Source organism: Bacillus sp. FSL K6-1033 (genome assembly GCF_038630765.1).
GTDB classification, from domain to species: Bacteria; Bacillota; Bacilli; order Bacillales; family Bacillaceae; genus Bacillus; species Bacillus altitudinis.
Genome location: NZ_CP152041.1, coordinates 2766418 through 2784707 on the forward strand (window position 1 = coordinate 2766418; position 18290 = coordinate 2784707).

The following is an 18290-nucleotide window of genomic DNA, read 5'->3' on the forward strand; positions in this document are numbered from 1 at the left end:
CTCCTCCAGATAAGTGATATTTATTTAAACCAATGAACCGCTTCTGGTTTTGTATTTCGATATAAATGTTTTAGTTCCGTATATTCTTCAAGGCCCGTACGTCCTAATTCACGTCCAAGACCTGATTGTTTATATCCGCCCCACGGTGCTTGGGCAAAATAAGGATGGAAGTCGTTGATCCATACCGTGCCTAATCTTAATTGACGAGCCACTCGTTCGGCTTTGCCGATATCAGAAGACCACACCGCTCCTGCTAAACCATAAATCGTGTCATTTGCCAGCTCGATGACTTCTTCCTCTGATCGGAAGGATTCGACAGTGAGGACTGGTCCAAACACTTCTTCCTGAACAATTCGCATGTCTGATGTACAGCCTGAGAAAATCGTCGGCAAGTAGAAGAATCCTTTTTGAAGCTCCTCTGCATCAGGTCGTTTCCCACCTGTTTCTAATGTTGCGCCTTCGTCTAAACCGATGCTGACGTATTTTTCTACTTTTTCTCGATGCTCAGCTGAGATGAGCGGTCCGCTCTGGGTTCCTTCATCAAAGCCGTTGCCTAGCTTGATTTTTTTCGTACGCTTCACCAGTTCTTCTAAAAATTCATCGTGAATGGATTCTTCCACTAACAAGCGTGAACCTGCTGAACACACTTGCCCTGCATGGAAAAACACAGCATTCATTGCCTGGTCAACCGCTACGTCTAAATCAGCATCTTGAAAGACGATATTCGGGTTTTTCCCGCCGAGCTCAAGGGCGATTTTCTTCACATTCCCGCTGGCTCCCTGCATGATTTTCTTACCTGTTTCAATACCGCCTGTGAATGAAATTAAATCGACTTGGTCATTGACAGCCAGCTCATCTCCAACAGTTGCTCCAGGTCCAAGCACTAAGTTGGCAACGCCTGCTGGAACACCCGCTTCTTCCATAAGTTTGAAAACTTTGATCGTGGTTAATGGTGTAATTTCACTTGGCTTTAGTACGATTGTATTTCCAGCTGCAAGGGCAGGAGCGATTTTCCAGCTCGCTTGAAGCAATGGATAGTTCCAAGGAGTGATTTGACCGCATACACCGACAGGTTCTCGGACTAATTCGCTTTTTGAGTTTGGAATAGGCGATGCAATGATTTCCCCGCCATCCTTATCAGCAAGACCTGCATAATATTGAAATACATTCGCAATATCGTCCATATCTGCTTTGCTTTCCTCTAATGTTTTGCCCGTATCAAGTGATTCTAATTTGGCTAATTCATCTAGGTCTCGCCTAATCAATTCCGCAATTTTGAACACAATATTTCCTCTTTCAAGTCCAGGCATGTTTGCCCAATCACCTTGATCGAAGGTTTTTCTTGCTGCCTTAATGGCTAACTGCGCGTCATTTCTTGATCCTTCACTGACTGTCGCGATCACTTCTTGATTAAATGGATTGATGATATCTCTTGTGTCGCCACTCTTAGCGCCAACCCATTGTCCATCGATAAATAGTGTTTGACTCATAGAAGGAACCTCCTCTGATTCTCTTTGGTAAGTTTGTTAAATAAAAATTTAACGTTTTGAACATAATTAACTTAACATGTTCAAATTTTTCTGTCAAAGGGTGGATATGCTTCTTTTATTTTGACATTTTGCATTCTTTCGTTAACATATAGTCCATAAAGATTTTTTTGAACGTATTGAATTCACTTAATAGAAAGCAGGGACAAGATGAAAAAGCAGGAACAGCCACAAGCAGAAGAACGCATTTTAGCTGCTAAAGATCTCGTCATTGATTCCATCGCTGAAACAATGGATCTCTATGGCATTACTAGAAGTGCGGGTATTCTATATGGGACGATGTATTTAAATGAGGAAATGACGCTGGATGAAATGCGTGAAGAGCTGCAAATGAGTAAGCCTAGTATGAGTACGGGTGTGAAAAAACTGCAAGACATGAATATTGTCAAAAAGACCTTTCACCGTGGCCGAAGAAAACATAGCTTTGTTGCTGAGAAAGACTTTTTTAAGTTTTTCATGAACTTCTTCCCGCAAAAATGGGAACGAGAGGTTGAGGTCAATCTAGCAGCGATTGAAGAAGCGCAAGAACGCCTTCAAGATGTAGCTCGTGATGAGCAGGCGGCGGAACATGAAAGAGAGGAAGCGAAACAGCTCATTGAACAGCTTGAAAGCTCAAAAGCCTATTATGATTGGCTTAGACGATTAGCCCACTCGGTTCATTCGGGAGAAATCTTTGACTATATTCCGATTGATCAGAAAGAAAAATAGCCGGGGTGTTTGTGTTTTACAGCTTGAATTTTACAGGAGGATTGATTATAATAAGTTATGTCGTAATACTTCGGGGCATTAGCTCAGCTGGGAGAGCGCTACGCTGGCAGCGTAGAGGTCAGCGGTTCGATCCCGCTATGCTCCATTATCAAAAGCCTATCCAATGATGGATAGGCTTTTTCATTTGATTTTACTCATAAGAGATTATTTGTCTGGTTCTTGAATTTGATAACCAAAGACTCCTTTTATCTCAACATCCCCACAGCCTTCTTTTTTGGTCAGTTTAATACCATGGGGTCTATAAATGTAACGCCCACTTGATAAAATTCGGTCTGTTGCACTTAGATCATATTGGTTACCTGTATACTCTTTGACTGATGACGGAAAATCCGTTCCTGATAAGGATGTTCTGTAGAGTGTCACCTCTAGAGTACAACCCTCTGCATTTAGTATAGAAAATTGGTAGCCATAAGTAGATGGATATTGTTCAGGATTATTTTGACCTCCTGGTACCCACAGATCTTTTTCCTGTTCCGTCATGATGAAATCAACTTCTACTTCTCGATAAATGGTCTTAGCTGCAACCTTTTCCATATTAAAATGGAACATGACAATGAAACAAAGAGACATCATTACACTTATCCGCTTCATACAACCCCTCCATTCATTTTTACCATTATACAACAAATAACTCCAAAAATGGTTTTATTTTACTTTTTATAATAGAAAAGGGTTGATTCATTCCATATGTGTTAACTTTCTATGACCTTTCTTAATGTTTCTTTGGTCTTTGGACCATATATGCCATCTGGGGTTAACCCATGCATCATTTGAAATCGAGACACTGCATTCGCAGTCTTGGGTCCGTAGTACCCATCGATTCCATTATTGATCGCTCCCTTATCAGGATAAAAATAAATCGATGCTAAGGCTTGTTGTACAGCTTTTACAGCTGACCCTTTTGTAAGAGGCTTCGTCACTTTTAAAATACCTGCAGGCAAACTGTATGTTTTTTTGACCTTGTTGGTTTTAGATGTTGATCTCGTTGATATGGTTTTGATAGATGTTTCTTTCACAGGTTTAGCTGTTGTCATTTGACTTGATGCTGATGCAATACCAGCTTTGAAGCCATCCCACCGATTTAACAGCTTACGCGGACACTCTTTCCCGCTCCAATGCTTATGCGGCACCACGTTTGATAAAGGAATTCCTAAATCCCCCATCAGTTTTCGAATGAGCCATTGGGCGTTTTCAACGGCTTGTTCAAAGTTACCGCCTGCATTTTCACAAATTTCAATTCCAATTGATTTCATATTGCCGGTTCCCCTGCCATCTCCTGCGTGCCAGCCATTTTCGTTTAAAGGTAAATGCTGATAAATGACCTGATCATCGACCGTGTAGTGCCAGCTAACCCCGGTACTTGCCCGAGCAACAAATGCTGCATGATTTGCCGCATCAGCCCCCCGTCCAGTGTTCGATGTATTATGCACCGTAATATAGAGCGGCTTCATCCTGTTTCCTGGTCTGTTGCGATTTTGTTTTGGGATGAGTGCTTGAATGATCTTCACCATATTGTTTCTCCTTCAAAAATTATTTTGTTAACCCTCTTTGTTTCAGGGCATCTTTTTGCAATTGACCTTTATAGGTCACATAATTATTTTTAAACCAAGCGATCACGGCAGTGACCATAGTGAAAATTGTGGAACCTGCCACATATAGTGCCTCTCCTGCGGTTTGCACTTGCTCCTCGCTAATCGGCAGCACTGTTTGTCCAAACATGACAAGCGTTTGGTTGATAAGCGCAATAAAAAGAAGCACTGTGCGAATCACAGTGCCTTTGTCGAATGTTTTCATGATGTTTTCCTCCTATTTTAAATTCCGTTCAATTTTATCGAGCTTGTCGATCACGACGTCATACTTCTCACTAAACTTTGCTAACACATCATTTTGCGCCTCGATTTGCTCATTGAGTTTGTTTTCTCGTTCTTTTGTAGTGTTGAGAACATAAAACAGAATCCAGCAAAAAAGAACGGCGAATGGGCCTTGTGTCATTAAGTTTTGAACGACATCTACTTCCATTTGAATCACCTTCTTTCCGGCAAAAAAATAAAGCCATTAGGCTTTGTATATTTCTCCAGTTATATTTTGATAGTCTTCTGCCGAGATCCAGCCAATGCTTACATAAAATGCAATGTCCTCTGGGCCGTAACACTTCCAGTCCCAGAATTGTTTGATATCCGCTACAGTTGGAAACATCATTCTGAAGCACCTACTTTTTGCATAGCTAATAGCTGCGTTAATTGTTTTGATAACAAAGCATTTTGTTTCTTTAAAAGTTCGATATCACTTGGCGGGAGTGGGGCCGGTTTTAAGCTGTCTATATACTCTTGGGTCGCTGATTCATACCATTGTTGTTTTTTTACATCAAATGCTGCTTTATAGAAGGATGGATTATTAGGTGGAGCAATTGTTGTACATTGATCTGGCACTACATAATTTCCTTCGTCATCCACCTGAGACACTTCTATAGGTCTGACCAATTCGTATCGATGATTGTATTCATAGACTTGTATCATACTATCACTTCCTTAATTTAATGGGATGACCGTGTCTAAATAGTAGCCAGTTACCGCACTATCATTTGCTGATAATAAACCAGTTAGCTTTAGCTCTCCTGTTTTGTATATAAGTAATTTACTATGACCCGTTGTACCTGATACGGGAACTGATACTACTAGTCCTTTATCTGGTAAGCCTGTAATTGGAATACTTCCACAGATAACTTCTCTATTTGCTTTTAGGTGACCTCTCAACAATAATAAATTTCCCCATCTAGTATATTCAACTGGTCTTTCTCCAATAGAAGAACCATTACCTAAGGTTACATTTAGCCACTTAACATTTTCAAAATCAGCATCAGTCACTAGTTTTTTCCATCCTTTAAAAACACCATCAGTATGGACTGTTCCGAACCAATGAGTGTTGTCGTAACTTCTGCAGACATGAATGGTCTTTCTACCATTTACAGTTTCTAAGATATCGATATTAAACCAAGAAGAATCATTATCGACAGGCATATTTACAATATTAGATCCTACAGCAAAGTAAAAGCCGGATGGCAGCGTTAAAATATCAGTTCCTATTGACATTGAAAGTCTTAATCCCTTTGAATTTAATAGGTTATGGTCATTGAGACGTTTCCAACCGCTCCACTCTTGTTGTGTACCCGTTACATCAGTTGTTGAACGGTTAATATAAACATCTCCTGTATTGTTTGCACCGATGACCCATCCATAGGTATTTTCACTAAAAACAGACAAAGCCCTCATGGAACTTCTTGTCGGAAGATCTGGATGTGCTTCATGAATGTACCATGAATGAACTCCCGGCAATTTTATCAGCTTATCTAAAATACTAGGATCATCCGCATTAATTCTTTCAAAAGCTTTTCCATCGTCAGCAGTAATTTTAGATAATTGTCCTGCATCCCATTTATTTTTTTCGTTTTGAGTAGGCATTTGCAGCCAATTGATCGCAATGTCATTCACATGATAGTAAAAACAAAATGCATTACCTGAAGTGTCGATTGCGATTCCTACACCGATATTATTTTGACCTACTAGCTGAAAGCCTCTTAATGCAGCATTTCCTATAGCTGGAGAATCGACTACTCCAGAACCACCTGGCGCATAAAATGAGCAAGCCCCTAGCGCTTTAATTCCCTCGTAGATACTGCCACCAGCAGGGATATTAATCAATTGGGACCCGTTACCATTTGTCAGTTTATATAGCTGTGATTCATTCCATTTTTTCTTTTCTGAACCAGATACGTGAGGAATTGGATCTCCCTTATGAAGGTTGAATTGTTCTAGTAGTTCCTGATCATTTTCAATCAAAATTTTCACTAAATCGTTAAAGAGATCTGCATGAGCTTTATCACTCGTCTTAAAAGGTTGAGGTGTTTTTATGATTGTTTCTCCTTTCAAAAAAACTATATTATTTAAGCGATATTATGATAACAGCAGCTAGTTCACTTCGTTCTAAATCGGAAACCAAACGTGATAAATTCATTAGGATTCAGATCATTAGAACAATATTGGACACAAACTTTTCCATCTGTCCCGATTGATGTCCTATGAATTTGTGGTGTACTACTCTTACCTATGCTTGACGCTACTCCAATAAAGTGAGTCGATTGTATTGGTCTAAATCCTTCTTTTAAGGTAAAAGCAACAGAGTCAAAACCAACCTTACCACCGGTAATTGACCCAATAATTTCAACCACACCTAATGCATCTTTACTATATTGCACGGTGTGGGGAATACCATCGACAGAATTATATATTTTCCAACCATTATCGAGCTGCGGAAGTTCTACCTTGTTCCACTTCACCTCTTCATCCGCAGCAGTCAGTAATCTACGCCAGCCCTGCCAGCCTAAATTTAAATCAAGATAGTTCGTAAAGACGTTATTGCGATAATCTACAGCAATCACCCATCCAAACGTCCCCTTGTTATTACTGTCCGCAGATGTAAAGTGATAAAAACCGCGTGCAGATAAAGCTGAAGGATTGTCCTGTACACCAGCTGGAGAATAAAATGTGCCAAATGTTTTTCCCGCCTGTGTAATTTTATCGAGTAAACTCTCTGTAGTTCCTACAGATACACGTACGCCCCCCGTGTCATTTGTAATTTTAATTAATTGGCTGCCATTCCATTTATTTAAATCTGATAAATTTGGTAGAGGTGTCCACGTAATCGTAGTGTGACCAGAATTGTAGTAAAAACTATATGCATTCCCCGCTATGTCTACTGCAAAGCCTGCTCCTATATTATTTTGGCCAACTATTTGCATACCTCTTAGTGATATATTTGACGGTGATGGAGAATCTTCGACTCCAGAAGCTGCATAAAATGTACATGTCCCTTTATCCTTAATCGCATCAAATATTTTTGAATCAGCAGAGACATTGATAAGCTGCATACCGTTATCTGCTGTTATTTTATAAATTTGTGATTCATTCCACTTTTTCTTTTCCACATCTGAGGAATGTAAATTGACATCACTTTTATGAGTTAAAAGTTGCTCAAGTAGCCCCTGATCATTCTCAAGTAAAACCTTTACCATGTCATTGAATAAATCAGCATGGGCTTTGTCGCTAACTTCAAATGACTTTGGTTTTTTTATCTCCATTTCGATCTACTCCTTCTTTTAGAAAGTTTGGGTCAATTTCTTTTAATTGCTCTAAAGTCAGTATGTGCTGGTGATATCCCTCTTTCATCTCTTCCATTGAACAATCCCCTAATTCAATGGCTTGTTTGACCAACTCAGGTGTCACCCATTGAAAATATAATGCCATGACCCAATAATTCATGTTTCACTCCCTCCTTTAATGAAGAGGATCTCATTTTTCAGCGCTTTTAGTTCGTTTGTTAGAAGATCACATTGGTGTTCAAGTTGTTTTCTCATCAGCTTTTCTTTGGCTACTTCTTGTGCTAGATAATCTAGTGGAAGAGGTGGTTGATACCTCGGGTTGGGTTGGGATTCCTCCCACCATTTTTTCAATTCTTCTGCCGTTGGCTTTGGCACATTTAAATGCCACTCGTTTATATACGAACCGTCACCATCATTTCTTAGTTCAAAATCTTTTTGGGGGTCCGCTTCGGGGTATTTATACTTAATGGCTTCATATAAAATCATCAGAATCCTCCTACACTCTCGGGAAATTTCGTCCGCCTATTTCCGTAATATCGAAATAGTTGTACCAACCTGAATTATCAGATACATAACGACTAACGTCTCCGTCATACCCTACATATAGGTACATTTCTAAATAGTCCCCCTTATTAGCCGGTACATTTGCAGCACCATAAAGTCCCATACTAAAGCTCAACGTATCAGATGGGCTTACCGGACTTTGCCTTTGTTGTGCAATATTTTTATATCTTTTTCCATTCAAATAGATCGATAATTCAAAGTTCGCGTATCGTTGAAAGCTTTCAATATAAACACCTGCATTTACTAAATACATTCCATTTTCAGGGCAGATGAAGCGATTATTATTGATATCAAAATTGTTATGACTATCTTTTATTTTTCGATTAAAAAGGACTTTTTGGTACTCTCCCTTGGTTAACAGCTGCTTACCAGTTGTACCAATATTCGTATGAAGAAAACCCGATATTTTGTGCCACTCGGTCCAACCAGAGGCAATATACCACTGTCTAAACCAAATACCTGTACTAGTAAAATAACTACCTGCTTCATTACCATTGCCATAATAATATTGTACAAAACGATACTCGTTTATTTTTTCGTTCTTCACAAAACCATATCTTGTAGGGTATCCAGTATCATTCGATTCAGTAATAGCCATCAACGTAATGCCAATTGGATATTCCTCACCGCTGACTGATGCATCTTGAATGGCTTGGTCGCCTGTTAAAATAAACAAGCTTTCATTCGTGATCCCTGCTATTTGTTGACTGAGCGCATTGTCATTCTCCACAAGTGTGTTGACCATCCTGTTAAATAAGTTGGCATGGGCTTTGTCAGAGGTTTCAAACGGTAAAGGTGATTTTATGTCCACTTCTTTTCCCCTCCATTAATAAATATCATCAATCTCAAAAACAAATTCGATGTCGCCGTCTTTTTGTTTGTCTGTCATGGTGCGGATGGCGGTGAATTTGCCGGCCTCGTCGACAAGGGCTAGTTCATTGATGACTTCGCCTGCGAGTTCTCCTTCAGCGATGGTGCAGGTGTAGCGGATTTTTGCCGGTTCCATGAAGGTAAACGAGTCAATATTTTTTTGAATCAGTTCTTTTTTGAGTGCTTGTTCGGTTCCGTCAAGAGAGATCGGTTTTCCATCCTTTGTTCCTCCATTTCCGAATGCCATTTTGACGACTTTTGTGAGTTTTGTTCCTTCTGCTCGTGCCTTTGCCATTTGTTGACGTGCATAGAGTGTGGTTACGGTTAATTGATCAGCCATTGTGATCCTCCTTATAGGTCTATTTTTTTAGAAGTTGCTGCTAGCATTTTTGATCCATCAAGCGGAATGGATCCATCGAGAATCCAATAATGCTCCTTGATCAGTAAACTGCCGCCTTGTTCATTTTGAACATGTACCGGTAAGCGGAACGTCATCCTCTTTTTCGTTTGATGTGAAAGCTGGTTCTTTGCGCGCAAAGTCAGCGTAGTTGCTTGCTTCGTTTCATGCGATGCTCCAGTCATGACATAATTCAGACGATATGCTGTTTCTTTCTCTTGTTGAAGCGGCATTCTCATCTTTAATGAATGCCGAAAGCGAGCAGGGACCTCCGTAGTACCTCGTATCCCGCTGAGATAGAACGTTCCATTTAATACGAATTCACCATTGAGTAAAATTGGAATATGATCGAAAAAGCCCACTCTGCTTCGCAGTGTGAGCCGCTGGTGATGATCATTTGTTTCATGAACATCGGTATGATGAATGGCGGTGAACGTATACGCCAAATGTGCTGGCTTTAACGTTTCGAGTATTTCGACGATATATCTTGTGTTTTGCAGGTCATCCAGGTTGACACGCAATGCAAAATGATAACGATTGGTTGTAAGTCGGATGATCGCACTCGGATTTTTAAGAAATCGATTCACAGATTTCTCTAATGACAGATACGTAATTGGTGGGATGTTCGACATCATATTAAGTAATCGCGCTCTGCGCAGCTCAATCGAATCATCTGACTCTCGCTGCACCTTGAGCATTCTTTCCCACCGATTCAATCCCCACGTCGCTGTTAAAGGGAAAAATTGATCCGTTACATCAAAAATGGATTCATCCAATTGTTCAAACTCTGGCGCCTCCGTTTTTAGTAAATGATCCACATCATAAATCTCTGTGAAATAAGGCGGCAAGTAGTTTTTCATTTCATCAAGTTTGCTCAATAACCTTCACCTGCCTCAGACGTGGTATCTCAATGTCCTGTAATACTAAGTTTTTTGACTCCCCATTCAATAAGACGTTTGCATAATCGGACACACTCTCTGAATGGTACAAAATATCATTTAAAGCGGACATTCGAATCGTACTTTTTTCAAATGCGATTGATTTTAACAGTGCTTTGACCTTTTCTTCTATTTCTTTTTGCGCACCCTCAAGTGTCCAGTCCATCTGAAGTTCGACGGACACTTCTACGTCAATATCCAGCCACTTGGCGCTTTCCACAGTTGCTTTTGAGCCAATAGGAGCTTGTCCTTCTCCTTCTCCCGGTACAGGATCGATATACTCCTGGACCCTTTTGACAAGAAGCTCAGATGCTACATCTAGATTGCCATCTGTGATGACAATTTTGACCGTTCCCTCTCCATTCCATAGCGGGAATACTTTCGCTCTGCCGACACCAACCACTTCCTCGGCCCACTTTTTGTAATGTGCTCTGTTGGCACTGACAGCCTCTCGCCTTGCGCGTATTAAATACCGATCGTATAATGACGCATCATCTTCTTCCTCTTGCCCTGGTATCACCAATTCCTTCATGATCATCGACTCTAGACCCGGAATGGTATCAAGCGATAGCAGCGGCTGACCTGTTAATTGCCCATTGCCGACTGTACCTGTTGTCTCGCATTCTAGTGTACCGTCCTTTGAAAATTGAAAATAAACATCTTCAATAAAGAATCTTGATCCTGCTGGAATATTTACGTTCTCTGGTTGAATGGTTACGGACCAGACCGCTTTGGTGGCTGGCTTTCGTTCAATCCCCACTTCTGCTGCTCGTCGATCTAAAAATTCCCCCTGTGCTGTATCAGCAAAGACAAGCTCAAATACTTGATCAAGCCAAATATACGACTGAGCCAGTTCAGCAGCAGCAGGTGCCAAGGCATTCCAAATGACGCTGTTTTCTCTTTTATCTATGTCATCTGGCAGCCTGTCCAGCATTCTTTCCATCAACGCCTCATACGTTTGCTCCTCAAACATCTCCCTCCATCACCTCCTCTATTTCTAATGTGCCTTCATCTGTGACAATGGCTAGTTTGACTTGAAAGGCATCATTTTGCTTCGTGACCTCTATCTCTTCAATATGATCAATCCGCTCATCAACGACCAATGCTTCTTCTAGCAATCTTGGAATCTCCATTTCTTTGTATTCATCTGTTGCTTCTGTATCGGTCAATAGCTCCTGAATTTCAGTACCAATGTCGTGACTGTAAATGGGGTGTGCATAGCGCTCTGTTCTCAATGTCATATAAATAAATTGACGGATCGATTCAATGCCTGTAATGGCTTCATTTGTCAGCCTACCATTTTCAAAATCTATGCGATACGTCGTCGAGGTTTCTACCTCTTCGTCTTCTTCTGTTTCCTCGATTTCTTCCTCTGGTGAAAGTGCCACATTCATCACCTCCCTTACAATTTGTCGATGATGTAAAAGGACTGCCCTCCTGCCATTGCAAGTACCATAATGCTGTCTCCCTTTTTCAACTCATCATCCTCACCCTTATTTAAGCGTTTAGGCCAAATAAGCAGTTCTTCTGGAATGATCAGCTTACTATTTTCATTTAATCGGATGTGAAGAGGCGAAGCCATTGTGACCTCTCCAATCACCAGATCAATTGGAGAAGCTGCATCTACTGCATTGACAGCGAGTCGTTTAATCGCTTCACTTAATCTCATGCTTGATCACCCTTTGGCATGGAATTTTTCTCAACGACGTCAATTGTCATGGTGTGCTTCACTCCATTGAATTCATGCTTGTCTTGATCGATCCAGTAGGTTTTTTTGATGTTGATTTCAGGGATTTTCAAATAGATTGGCAGACCGCTTTGCAGTTCAGGGATTCCTAGTGCTTGTATGCTTTTCACTTCTTGTTTGACGCCTTTTTTTTCAGCTAGGCGTACTTTCGCTCTTTTTTGAAGCTGCGGCTGGTTGATTTGACCTGTGACCGTCTCCACATGCTGTAAAATGCCGTACTGACTCTGACCCGCTTTGTCCTGTTCGATCACCACAATATCTGATTTGCTACCTTTTTTCTTATTCTTCCCCTGTTCGTCTACAGACGTGCGCATCTTCACACGTGTTGCTGTCTCTTCAATGGAGGTGCTGTACTGATAACCGATGAGGTTGACGCCTGATTCAATGACCCACACGTCCTCTGGATCGGGCCAAGCTCTCAGTCCCATCTTGCCTTTAGCAGAATAAATTTGATAATTTCTACCGGTTTGCCGCTTCGTTTCCTTCAATGCTTTTAAAATGATGTCATATAAACTCGTGTCATTTTTAAAAACGAGAGACTTCATGACATGTCCTGTATTTGCGATGGATGTCATAGGAATTTGAAAGTCTGCCCCGATCCGCCTCAAAATTTGATCTGCCCGTTGATTTGAAAAAACATATACATCTTGGTTTTTCACTAAATATTGGAGCATATCGTATGCGGTAAAGGTCAGCTTTCCTTCAACAGGCGTCCTAGAAAACACGATGCCTCTGAACAGCTCTTTTCCTTTCCATTTAAAAAGAACCGTGTCTCCTTCTGAGACACGGTAATATGTTTGACTGCCTTGCTTTGTGATAATGTTCGCCTGAATAGAGCGAGGGGCCTGATACCTTTGCCCCTGAAGTGTCACACTCTCTGTGACAAGCTCATACATCGTGCCGCTTCTAATGGCAAAAAGCTCAATCAATGTCAGCCCCCCTATTGTGGTATTTTCAATTTTTGCCCTGGAAAAATCCAATGTCCCGGCTGTTTAATATTCCGTTTACTTCGTTTGATCATCGCTGCTTTATTGGCATTCCAAATACGCCGCCATTTTGTACTATCGCCATAAAAACGGCCTGAAATGGCCCAAAGAGTATCTCCTTTTTTGACAGTGTACAATTTTGGTGGTGTTTTTGAGGGTCTTTTCTTTTTGGTTTGTTTCGCTTTTTTCTTCCGTTTGATTTTCCTAGGCGATGCGGTTTTATATTCCTTTAACTCGATCGTAAATTCACGATCACCTATGTCATAAGACCCTTCCTTGTGAGTGAAACTCTCAATGCTGCACGTCATATTGATTTTAGTCCCTGTCACAATCAGTCGCACAGACTTCTTTGAACGCATCATTCGTTCAATTTTCGCTATTGCATTCTCTGGTGATGGAATGCTTTTATATTCAGCAATTGGCGAATATTTCTTAGGAAATAATGAGGTGAATGATACTTGTTTAGCCGATGGTACATCAATAAAAGTCAGTTCTCCAAAGGAGGAGACCTTCACTGTTTCATTTTGTACGTTATTTGTAATCTCAAGTTCGGATGGAAGCACAGGGAATCGCAACTTCTCCTTGCCTTGGGAAATCCACAATTGATACACTGATTTACCCATCGATCACGACCCCTTTCGTTCCTGTCTGAAGCTCTACTTCCAGTTCGTCTACAAGCATTTGTCTAATTTTTTCGACAAGCGATTGCTGATCCTGTCCATTATGGAAATGCTGATCACCATTGAACTGGATGGTGATTTGTTTATTACCAGACGTTGTTGCAGTCCCAGCTGACTGTGCTGAGGTGACTTGCTGCATCTGTGATTCTGGTAAAGGAGCAGATGCATTTGATGGATCATAGACTTGCATCCCAAGTGCCTTTGCTGCCTGCGTCAATAAATATCTCCCGCGAATGCCTCTTTCTTCTGGAATAATCCATTCGCGTTTGTTTCCTTCACCGACTCTAGCTACCTGCTCCTGAGTAATCAGACCGCCATTGGCGTAGCCTTTATAAGGACCGCCTCTTCTCATACTCCGTAATCCCGGTGTATTGAAGACTGTTCCATATCTGCCCTTAATGTAGTTAATGGCTGCTACGGCATTATGAATTGGGTTCCAAATATCATTCATGCCCTTGCCTTTATTGGAATGGAAGGTCGTTCCAATGGTTTGCATTAACCCTTTAGAAGGCGTTCCCTTCTTGGCGTTGGAATCCCACAAGTTGATGGCTTTCGGGTTACCATTTGATTCGTGCTGAGCGATTGTCATAAGACCTGGAAGCCAGCTCATCGATGTGCCAGTCGCCATCAGAGCTGCCATGAGCCATTGCTGAACACTAAGACCTGAAGCACCCATACCGCTGAACGCTCCGATTAATGAACCCGCTTGATTTTCAGCAAACTTTTTCACATCAACTGAATCGAGCCCTTTGACGACACCGATCGATGCGAATTTCCCTAGACTCATCATGACACGCGAAGGAGAATGAATGTCTAGTTCTTCTCTAAACGCCTGTTCCACTTTCTTCGCCATTTCTTTGGCAGCTTGTGTGACTTCACTTGCTTTTGAACGCATGCCGCTATTGAAGGCGTCGATCATTCCTGAACCCCATCCTGGTGATTCTTGTTTGGCTTGCAGGAATGGTTGTTTGACGTGTTGGTCTACGTATTGGCTTGTGCCAATTGATGTGGCATTTTGACCTGTTGCAAAGCCACTAACAGTTCCAGAACCCCAAGTTGGTGATGCTGTCATCACTTGTTGGTATGGTGCTTTTACACGACTTTGCAAAAAGCTGTCAGTTCCTGTTGGTGTCATTTGCTGGCCAGTAGCAAATGCCGATACCGTTTGTTGTCCGTACTTTCCTGAATCTGATGTCATTTGATTAAATGGCTGCTGAATGTTTTTTTGCTTCCATTGATCAAGTGAAACCACCTTTTGATTCAGCCCTTGTTCAAAATCATGATTAAATTGCTCGCCTATGCTGGCAGATTGGATGTTTCCATTCATTGAAACCGTTCCACCAATCGAACCGGCAGAAGTATTTGGAGCTGCTGGAGCATTAGGCGTTATTGGAGCTGAAGAGCTAGAAACTGGACTTGCTGCTCCGCTGCTGCTTGGCACAACAGACATTCCAAGATGAGAAGCAGCCTGTGCAAGCAGCATCTTCCCGCGTCCCCGGTTATTTTGAGTTGGAATGACAAATTCGTTACCTGCTTCACCAATCCATGATAAGGTAGGTTGGGTGATATAGCCGCCTGTGGCTTTTTTATCAGGATCTCCAAATAAATGTTTTACTACAAAATTAATGCCATCGCCCGCTTTGTCAAAAATCTTTTTAACCCAGTTAAATGCTTTAGAAAAACCATCACTTATGGCACCAGCCACTTTTACGATCGGTGTCTGAATATTATCTTTAAACCATTTGGATAATCCATTCCATATATCTGTCACCACTTTATACGCTTCTTCAAACTTCTTACCAATGCTATCTTTGATGGTTCCAACCGTTTCTACAAGCGGATTCCATACATTGTTCATAAACCAAGAGGATACTGCTCCAAAAATTGATTGAATGGTTTTCCACGCATTTGATAATGCTGTCCAAATCCCAGTAGCGACTGTAACAACTGTGCTGCTTAGCGGTGTCCACACATTCTCAATAAACCAGCCTGCTACTGCACTGAATGTTTCTTGTATCCACGTCCAGGCATTGACTAGACTTGACCAGATCGTGGTTGCTACTGTAACGACTGTGTCGCTTAGCGGTGTCCAGACGTTTTCGATAAACCAGCCCGCTACTGCACTGAATGTTTCTTGTATCCATGTCCAGGCATTGACTAGACTTGTCCAAATCGTGGTTGCTACTGTAACGACTGTACCACTTAGTGGTGTCCAGACGTTTTCGATAAACCAGCCTGCAACTGCACTGAATGTTTCTTGTATCCATGTCCAGGCATTGACTAGACTTGTCCAGATCGTGGTTGCTACCGTGCCAACCGTGCTGCTTAATGGCGTCCACACATTTTGGATAAACCAGTCTGCGACTGTAGACCACACTTCAACAATTTGATCTTTGATTTCAATGGCTTTTTGGCCAATCTTCTCAAATCCGCCGCCATCAAACCATTTTCCAATTGTTTCACCGATAGATTCTCCGCCCATACTGCCAGCGATGCCGCCTACTAGGCCGCCGATGGCTGTGCCTACTCCTGGTACTACACTTCCAATAGCTGCACCTGCTGCTGCACCTGCCATCCCTCCGGCGATGCCGCCTCCAGTCGCACCGATCTTTTCACCAGCATTCTCTTTTTTCATACCGATTAGATTTGTTGCACTAAGTACACTGCCTAGAATAGGTACTTTCTTTAATAATTTGCCGCTCCCTTTACCGATATTTTTCAACGCATCCCCTAATTTACTTGGAGGTCTTCTATTCATTTCGGTTCTTGTTGTGGCATTTGGATTTCTAGGTTGTCTTGGTGATTGACCATTTCTATTTTTGGTTTTAGTAGATCCTCCCCTGCTTAAACCTCTTGCACAACAGGGACAACAACTATTGCGAAACAAACCTTTACCACCTCGCGGCTGAGGTTTATTGTTGGGAGCTGCATTTGTTGGTGCTGTTGTTGGCGCCGTTGTTGGCGCTGTTGTTGGCGCCGGAGTGGTACTGTTATTTTCACTTGATTGATCACTTGCACCTAAGAGTCTATCTAATCCAGTTTTCACCAATTCATCTAGTTTTTTTTCAGGATTAAACTTAATCTTCTCTTTTATTCTTCCGATTACATCTTGCTTGTACTCTTCCATTTTATTTTCAACCCAAGGAAGTGCCTTTTCGTCCCAAAACTTTCTAGGACTTAATTTTTCTTTCACCTTGTCTGCAACATCACCTGCATATTTTTCAATTTCACTTAATCCTTTATTAGCAAGGCTCTGGAGCCAACCCTGTTTAGGTTCATCCGTTTTAACCGACGGACTAACAGCCTCAGGTTCTTTTTTTATGTTTTGTTCTTTCACAACTGACTCTGCCTGATCTCGTTTTTTCAACTTACTCTTTGCATTGTCTTGAACAGATACTCTGATTTCGTGTTTAGCCATTGTCAAGCTTTTGAGTGTCTTTTTGATTCGTTGAATGGCAGCGGTGGCTTGGTCAACCATGTTTAATCTCATATAGTACGTTCTGTTCATGAGCTGAAGGATTGATTTTTTGATTGATGACATTTTTCCTGACAACTGATCATTCAGTTTGAACGTCAGCAGGATTGGACTTGCTTGTGATTGTTTTAAGCGATCTATACTGGATTTAATGACATCTAGTCCTTTTGCTTGAATGGATATGACCATTTGTTTCGGTATCATGTTCAGCTGGTTTGTTAATGATTTGAGATCACGATAGATTCCTTGATCTAGCTTCATGGATAATACAGAAAACCTTCTAATCGATAAATTGAGGTTCCTTAGCTTCTTTTCATCCATTTCCAGGCTTATTTTCACCGGTTTTCTAAATGGTTTGAGCTGCTTCTCAAACGTTTGAAATCGTTTTTGAATGCGCAACAGCTTCTTTGATACTTTGTCTTCTAATTCAAATCGTGCAGTGAGCTTCGCCAGTTTATTTCCCTCCTTTCTTTGCTTCTTTTTCTAGCATGTCGAGTTTGTAGCTAATGAGTCCGAATAAGAATGCCTTAAATTGTCTTGGTGCTTCGTATAAATCGAGGAGTTCTGATGGGGAATAGTGAAGCTCGTGCATGGCGTAATATAAAAACACCGCTTCCTTATCCCCATCTTTTATTAGTTTTTTGCTGCTTCTTCTAAATCTTCAATTTCGTCTTCAAATCCATTGATTTCAATCGCTTTGTTTAACCAGTTTGCATATTCACCGCCGACAGATAAAACACGTTTTGCAACTTCAACTGGATCTTGTGTGCTGTAGGCTTCTCTTAATTCCTTTGAGCGGAAATCTGGATAAATCGTCGATTCAATGGCAATTCGTGCGTAGAAGCGCTGGCTGTCTAAGTCTTTCACACGACCTCTGCCTTTGACATTTTTGAACGTGGTGTTTTCTTTTTCCAGTTCATCAATACGTTCCGTGGTAATCGCTTTGAAGACAAAAGGAATGACATTCCCTTTTTTATCAACAAAACGCTTAGAAATTGGTACTTTGACCTCTTCTGCTTCTACTGTTTGTCCTGGCATAAAAAATGAAAGATCAAATGTTTGTTTTTCGCTCATGTTTAAAAACTCCCTTTTGTTTGTTTTTTTTGAATACAAAAAAGCACATCCATTTTTGAATGTGCTTTCCAATCTTTTCATGTATAATT

23 protein-coding genes and 1 tRNA gene are annotated in these 18290 nt (G+C 41.2%); 2 read left to right on the plus strand and 22 right to left on the minus strand.

Annotated features, from left to right (window positions below; all coding sequences use genetic code 11):
- Positions 1–20 precede the first annotated feature (20 nt).
- Complete coding sequence (gene betB, locus MHH31_RS14225) at positions 21–1490, minus strand: betaine-aldehyde dehydrogenase (protein ID WP_041507663.1); 1470 nt, start codon at positions 1488–1490, stop codon at positions 21–23.
- A 207-nt stretch (positions 1491–1697) separates the two neighbouring features.
- Here betB and MHH31_RS14230 point away from each other — a divergent pair, with 207 nt between their 5' ends.
- Together MHH31_RS14230 and MHH31_RS14235 are read left to right on the plus strand one after the other, a co-directional pair.
- Positions 1698–2255, plus strand: coding sequence for a GbsR/MarR family transcriptional regulator (locus MHH31_RS14230; RefSeq protein ID WP_024719673.1), 558 nt, complete (start codon positions 1698–1700; stop codon positions 2253–2255).
- Between the two features lie 72 nt (positions 2256–2327).
- A tRNA-Ala gene (locus MHH31_RS14235) sits at positions 2328–2400 on the plus strand.
- A gap of 59 nt (positions 2401–2459) precedes the next feature.
- On the opposite strand, the gene MHH31_RS14240 is transcribed toward MHH31_RS14235, so the two are convergent.
- The 21 genes from MHH31_RS14240 to MHH31_RS14340 all read right to left on the minus strand — a co-directional run bounded on the left by MHH31_RS14240 (position 2460) and on the right by MHH31_RS14340 (position 18201).
- Positions 2460–2906 (minus strand): hypothetical protein, encoded by a 447-nt coding sequence (locus tag MHH31_RS14240; RefSeq protein ID WP_025207857.1) that lies wholly within the window; start codon positions 2904–2906, stop codon positions 2460–2462.
- Between the two features lie 101 nt (positions 2907–3007).
- Positions 3008–3826, minus strand: a complete 819-nt coding sequence (locus MHH31_RS14245; RefSeq protein WP_045034522.1) for an N-acetylmuramoyl-L-alanine amidase — start codon at positions 3824–3826, stop codon at positions 3008–3010.
- Positions 3827–3845: 19 nt separating this feature from the next.
- Positions 3846–4109, minus strand: coding sequence for a phage holin (locus MHH31_RS14250; protein WP_019743388.1), 264 nt, complete (start codon positions 4107–4109; stop codon positions 3846–3848).
- A 12-nt stretch (positions 4110–4121) separates the two neighbouring features.
- Entirely contained in the window at positions 4122–4334 is a 213-nt protein-coding gene (locus tag MHH31_RS14255) for a BhlA/UviB family holin-like peptide (protein ID WP_017367922.1), read from the minus strand.
- Between the two features lie 36 nt (positions 4335–4370).
- Complete coding sequence (locus tag MHH31_RS14260; protein WP_284725630.1) at positions 4371–4514, minus strand: XkdX family protein; 144 nt, start codon at positions 4512–4514, stop codon at positions 4371–4373.
- Positions 4511–4831, minus strand: coding sequence for a hypothetical protein (locus tag MHH31_RS14265; RefSeq protein ID WP_045034524.1), 321 nt, complete (start codon positions 4829–4831; stop codon positions 4511–4513). The genes MHH31_RS14260 and MHH31_RS14265 overlap by 4 nt, the downstream gene beginning before the upstream one ends.
- A gap of 12 nt (positions 4832–4843) precedes the next feature.
- Entirely contained in the window at positions 4844–6241 is a 1398-nt protein-coding gene (locus MHH31_RS14270) for a hypothetical protein (RefSeq protein ID WP_342494922.1), read from the minus strand.
- A 44-nt stretch (positions 6242–6285) separates the two neighbouring features.
- Positions 6286–7449, minus strand: coding sequence for a hypothetical protein (locus MHH31_RS14275; protein ID WP_073415528.1), 1164 nt, complete (start codon positions 7447–7449; stop codon positions 6286–6288).
- Positions 7421–7630 carry a phage portal protein gene (locus MHH31_RS14280; RefSeq protein ID WP_072368326.1) on the minus strand — a complete coding sequence of 70 codons (210 nt, stop codon included), beginning with the start codon at positions 7628–7630 and terminating at the stop codon, positions 7421–7423. Before MHH31_RS14280 ends, MHH31_RS14275 begins: the two co-directional genes overlap by 29 nt.
- A complete protein-coding gene (locus MHH31_RS14285; protein ID WP_342494923.1) occupies positions 7627–7956 on the minus strand; it encodes an XkdW family protein in 330 nt (109 codons plus the stop codon). The genes MHH31_RS14280 and MHH31_RS14285 overlap by 4 nt, the downstream gene beginning before the upstream one ends.
- Positions 7957–7966: 10 nt before the next feature.
- Positions 7967–8845, minus strand: coding sequence for a hypothetical protein (locus MHH31_RS14290; protein ID WP_160758056.1), 879 nt, complete (start codon positions 8843–8845; stop codon positions 7967–7969).
- A gap of 15 nt (positions 8846–8860) precedes the next feature.
- On the minus strand, positions 8861–9244 hold the full coding sequence (locus MHH31_RS14295) for a phage tail protein (RefSeq protein ID WP_017359000.1): 384 nt from the start codon (positions 9242–9244) through the stop codon (positions 8861–8863).
- Positions 9245–9255: 11 nt separating this feature from the next.
- Positions 9256–10179 (minus strand): YmfQ family protein, encoded by a 924-nt coding sequence (locus MHH31_RS14300; RefSeq protein ID WP_041507672.1) that lies wholly within the window; start codon positions 10177–10179, stop codon positions 9256–9258.
- On the minus strand, positions 10166–11212 hold the full coding sequence (locus tag MHH31_RS14305; RefSeq protein ID WP_039169972.1) for a baseplate J/gp47 family protein: 1047 nt from the start codon (positions 11210–11212) through the stop codon (positions 10166–10168). The genes MHH31_RS14300 and MHH31_RS14305 overlap by 14 nt, the downstream gene beginning before the upstream one ends.
- Positions 11205–11627: a DUF2634 domain-containing protein gene (locus MHH31_RS14310; RefSeq protein ID WP_041507673.1), complete on the minus strand. Its 423-nt coding sequence runs from the start codon at positions 11625–11627 to the stop codon at positions 11205–11207. The genes MHH31_RS14305 and MHH31_RS14310 overlap by 8 nt, the downstream gene beginning before the upstream one ends.
- A 14-nt stretch (positions 11628–11641) precedes the next feature.
- Positions 11642–11908, minus strand: coding sequence for a DUF2577 family protein (locus tag MHH31_RS14315; RefSeq protein WP_039169977.1), 267 nt, complete (start codon positions 11906–11908; stop codon positions 11642–11644).
- Complete coding sequence (locus tag MHH31_RS14320; protein ID WP_017367933.1) at positions 11905–12915, minus strand: hypothetical protein; 1011 nt, start codon at positions 12913–12915, stop codon at positions 11905–11907. Before MHH31_RS14320 ends, MHH31_RS14315 begins: the two co-directional genes overlap by 4 nt.
- An 11-nt stretch (positions 12916–12926) precedes the next feature.
- Positions 12927–13595: a LysM peptidoglycan-binding domain-containing protein gene (locus tag MHH31_RS14325; protein ID WP_007500584.1), complete on the minus strand. Its 669-nt coding sequence runs from the start codon at positions 13593–13595 to the stop codon at positions 12927–12929.
- A complete protein-coding gene (locus MHH31_RS14330) occupies positions 13588–17526 on the minus strand; it encodes a transglycosylase SLT domain-containing protein (RefSeq protein WP_342494924.1) in 3939 nt (1312 codons plus the stop codon). Before MHH31_RS14330 ends, MHH31_RS14325 begins: the two co-directional genes overlap by 8 nt.
- A gap of 55 nt (positions 17527–17581) precedes the next feature.
- Complete coding sequence (locus MHH31_RS14335) at positions 17582–17719, minus strand: hypothetical protein (RefSeq protein ID WP_008344097.1); 138 nt, start codon at positions 17717–17719, stop codon at positions 17582–17584.
- A gap of 41 nt (positions 17720–17760) precedes the next feature.
- Positions 17761–18201 (minus strand): phage portal protein, encoded by a 441-nt coding sequence (locus tag MHH31_RS14340; RefSeq protein WP_012011040.1) that lies wholly within the window; start codon positions 18199–18201, stop codon positions 17761–17763.
- Between the last annotated feature and the right edge of the window lie 89 nt (positions 18202–18290).

What these genes read in the sequence shown, in the direction of transcription:
- betB (WP_041507663.1), bottom strand. Translation starts at nt 1,490, where the DNA reads ATGAGTCAAACACTATTTATCGATGGACAATGGGTTGGCGCTAAGAGT.
- MHH31_RS14230 (WP_024719673.1), top strand. Translation starts at nt 1,698, where the DNA reads ATGAAAAAGCAGGAACAGCCACAAGCAGAAGAACGCATTTTAGCTGCT.
- MHH31_RS14240 (WP_025207857.1), bottom strand. Translation starts at nt 2,906, where the DNA reads ATGAAGCGGATAAGTGTAATGATGTCTCTTTGTTTCATTGTCATGTTC.
- MHH31_RS14245 (WP_045034522.1), bottom strand. Translation starts at nt 3,826, where the DNA reads ATGGTGAAGATCATTCAAGCACTCATCCCAAAACAAAATCGCAACAGA.
- MHH31_RS14250 (WP_019743388.1), bottom strand. Translation starts at nt 4,109, where the DNA reads ATGAAAACATTCGACAAAGGCACTGTGATTCGCACAGTGCTTCTTTTT.
- MHH31_RS14255 (WP_017367922.1), bottom strand. Translation starts at nt 4,334, where the DNA reads ATGGAAGTAGATGTCGTTCAAAACTTAATGACACAAGGCCCATTCGCC.
- MHH31_RS14260 (WP_284725630.1), bottom strand. Translation starts at nt 4,514, where the DNA reads ATGATGTTTCCAACTGTAGCGGATATCAAACAATTCTGGGACTGGAAG.
- MHH31_RS14265 (WP_045034524.1), bottom strand. Translation starts at nt 4,831, where the DNA reads ATGATACAAGTCTATGAATACAATCATCGATACGAATTGGTCAGACCT.
- MHH31_RS14275 (WP_073415528.1), bottom strand. Translation starts at nt 7,449, where the DNA reads ATGGAGATAAAAAAACCAAAGTCATTTGAAGTTAGCGACAAAGCCCAT.
- MHH31_RS14280 (WP_072368326.1), bottom strand. Translation starts at nt 7,630, where the DNA reads ATGAATTATTGGGTCATGGCATTATATTTTCAATGGGTGACACCTGAG.
- MHH31_RS14285 (WP_342494923.1), bottom strand. Translation starts at nt 7,956, where the DNA reads ATGATTTTATATGAAGCCATTAAGTATAAATACCCCGAAGCGGACCCC.
- MHH31_RS14295 (WP_017359000.1), bottom strand. Translation starts at nt 9,244, where the DNA reads ATGGCTGATCAATTAACCGTAACCACACTCTATGCACGTCAACAAATG.
- MHH31_RS14305 (WP_039169972.1), bottom strand. Translation starts at nt 11,212, where the DNA reads ATGTTTGAGGAGCAAACGTATGAGGCGTTGATGGAAAGAATGCTGGAC.
- MHH31_RS14315 (WP_039169977.1), bottom strand. Translation starts at nt 11,908, where the DNA reads ATGAGATTAAGTGAAGCGATTAAACGACTCGCTGTCAATGCAGTAGAT.
- MHH31_RS14325 (WP_007500584.1), bottom strand. Translation starts at nt 13,595, where the DNA reads ATGGGTAAATCAGTGTATCAATTGTGGATTTCCCAAGGCAAGGAGAAG.
- MHH31_RS14335 (WP_008344097.1), bottom strand. Translation starts at nt 17,719, where the DNA reads ATGCACGAGCTTCACTATTCCCCATCAGAACTCCTCGATTTATACGAA.
- MHH31_RS14340 (WP_012011040.1), bottom strand. Translation starts at nt 18,201, where the DNA reads ATGAGCGAAAAACAAACATTTGATCTTTCATTTTTTATGCCAGGACAA.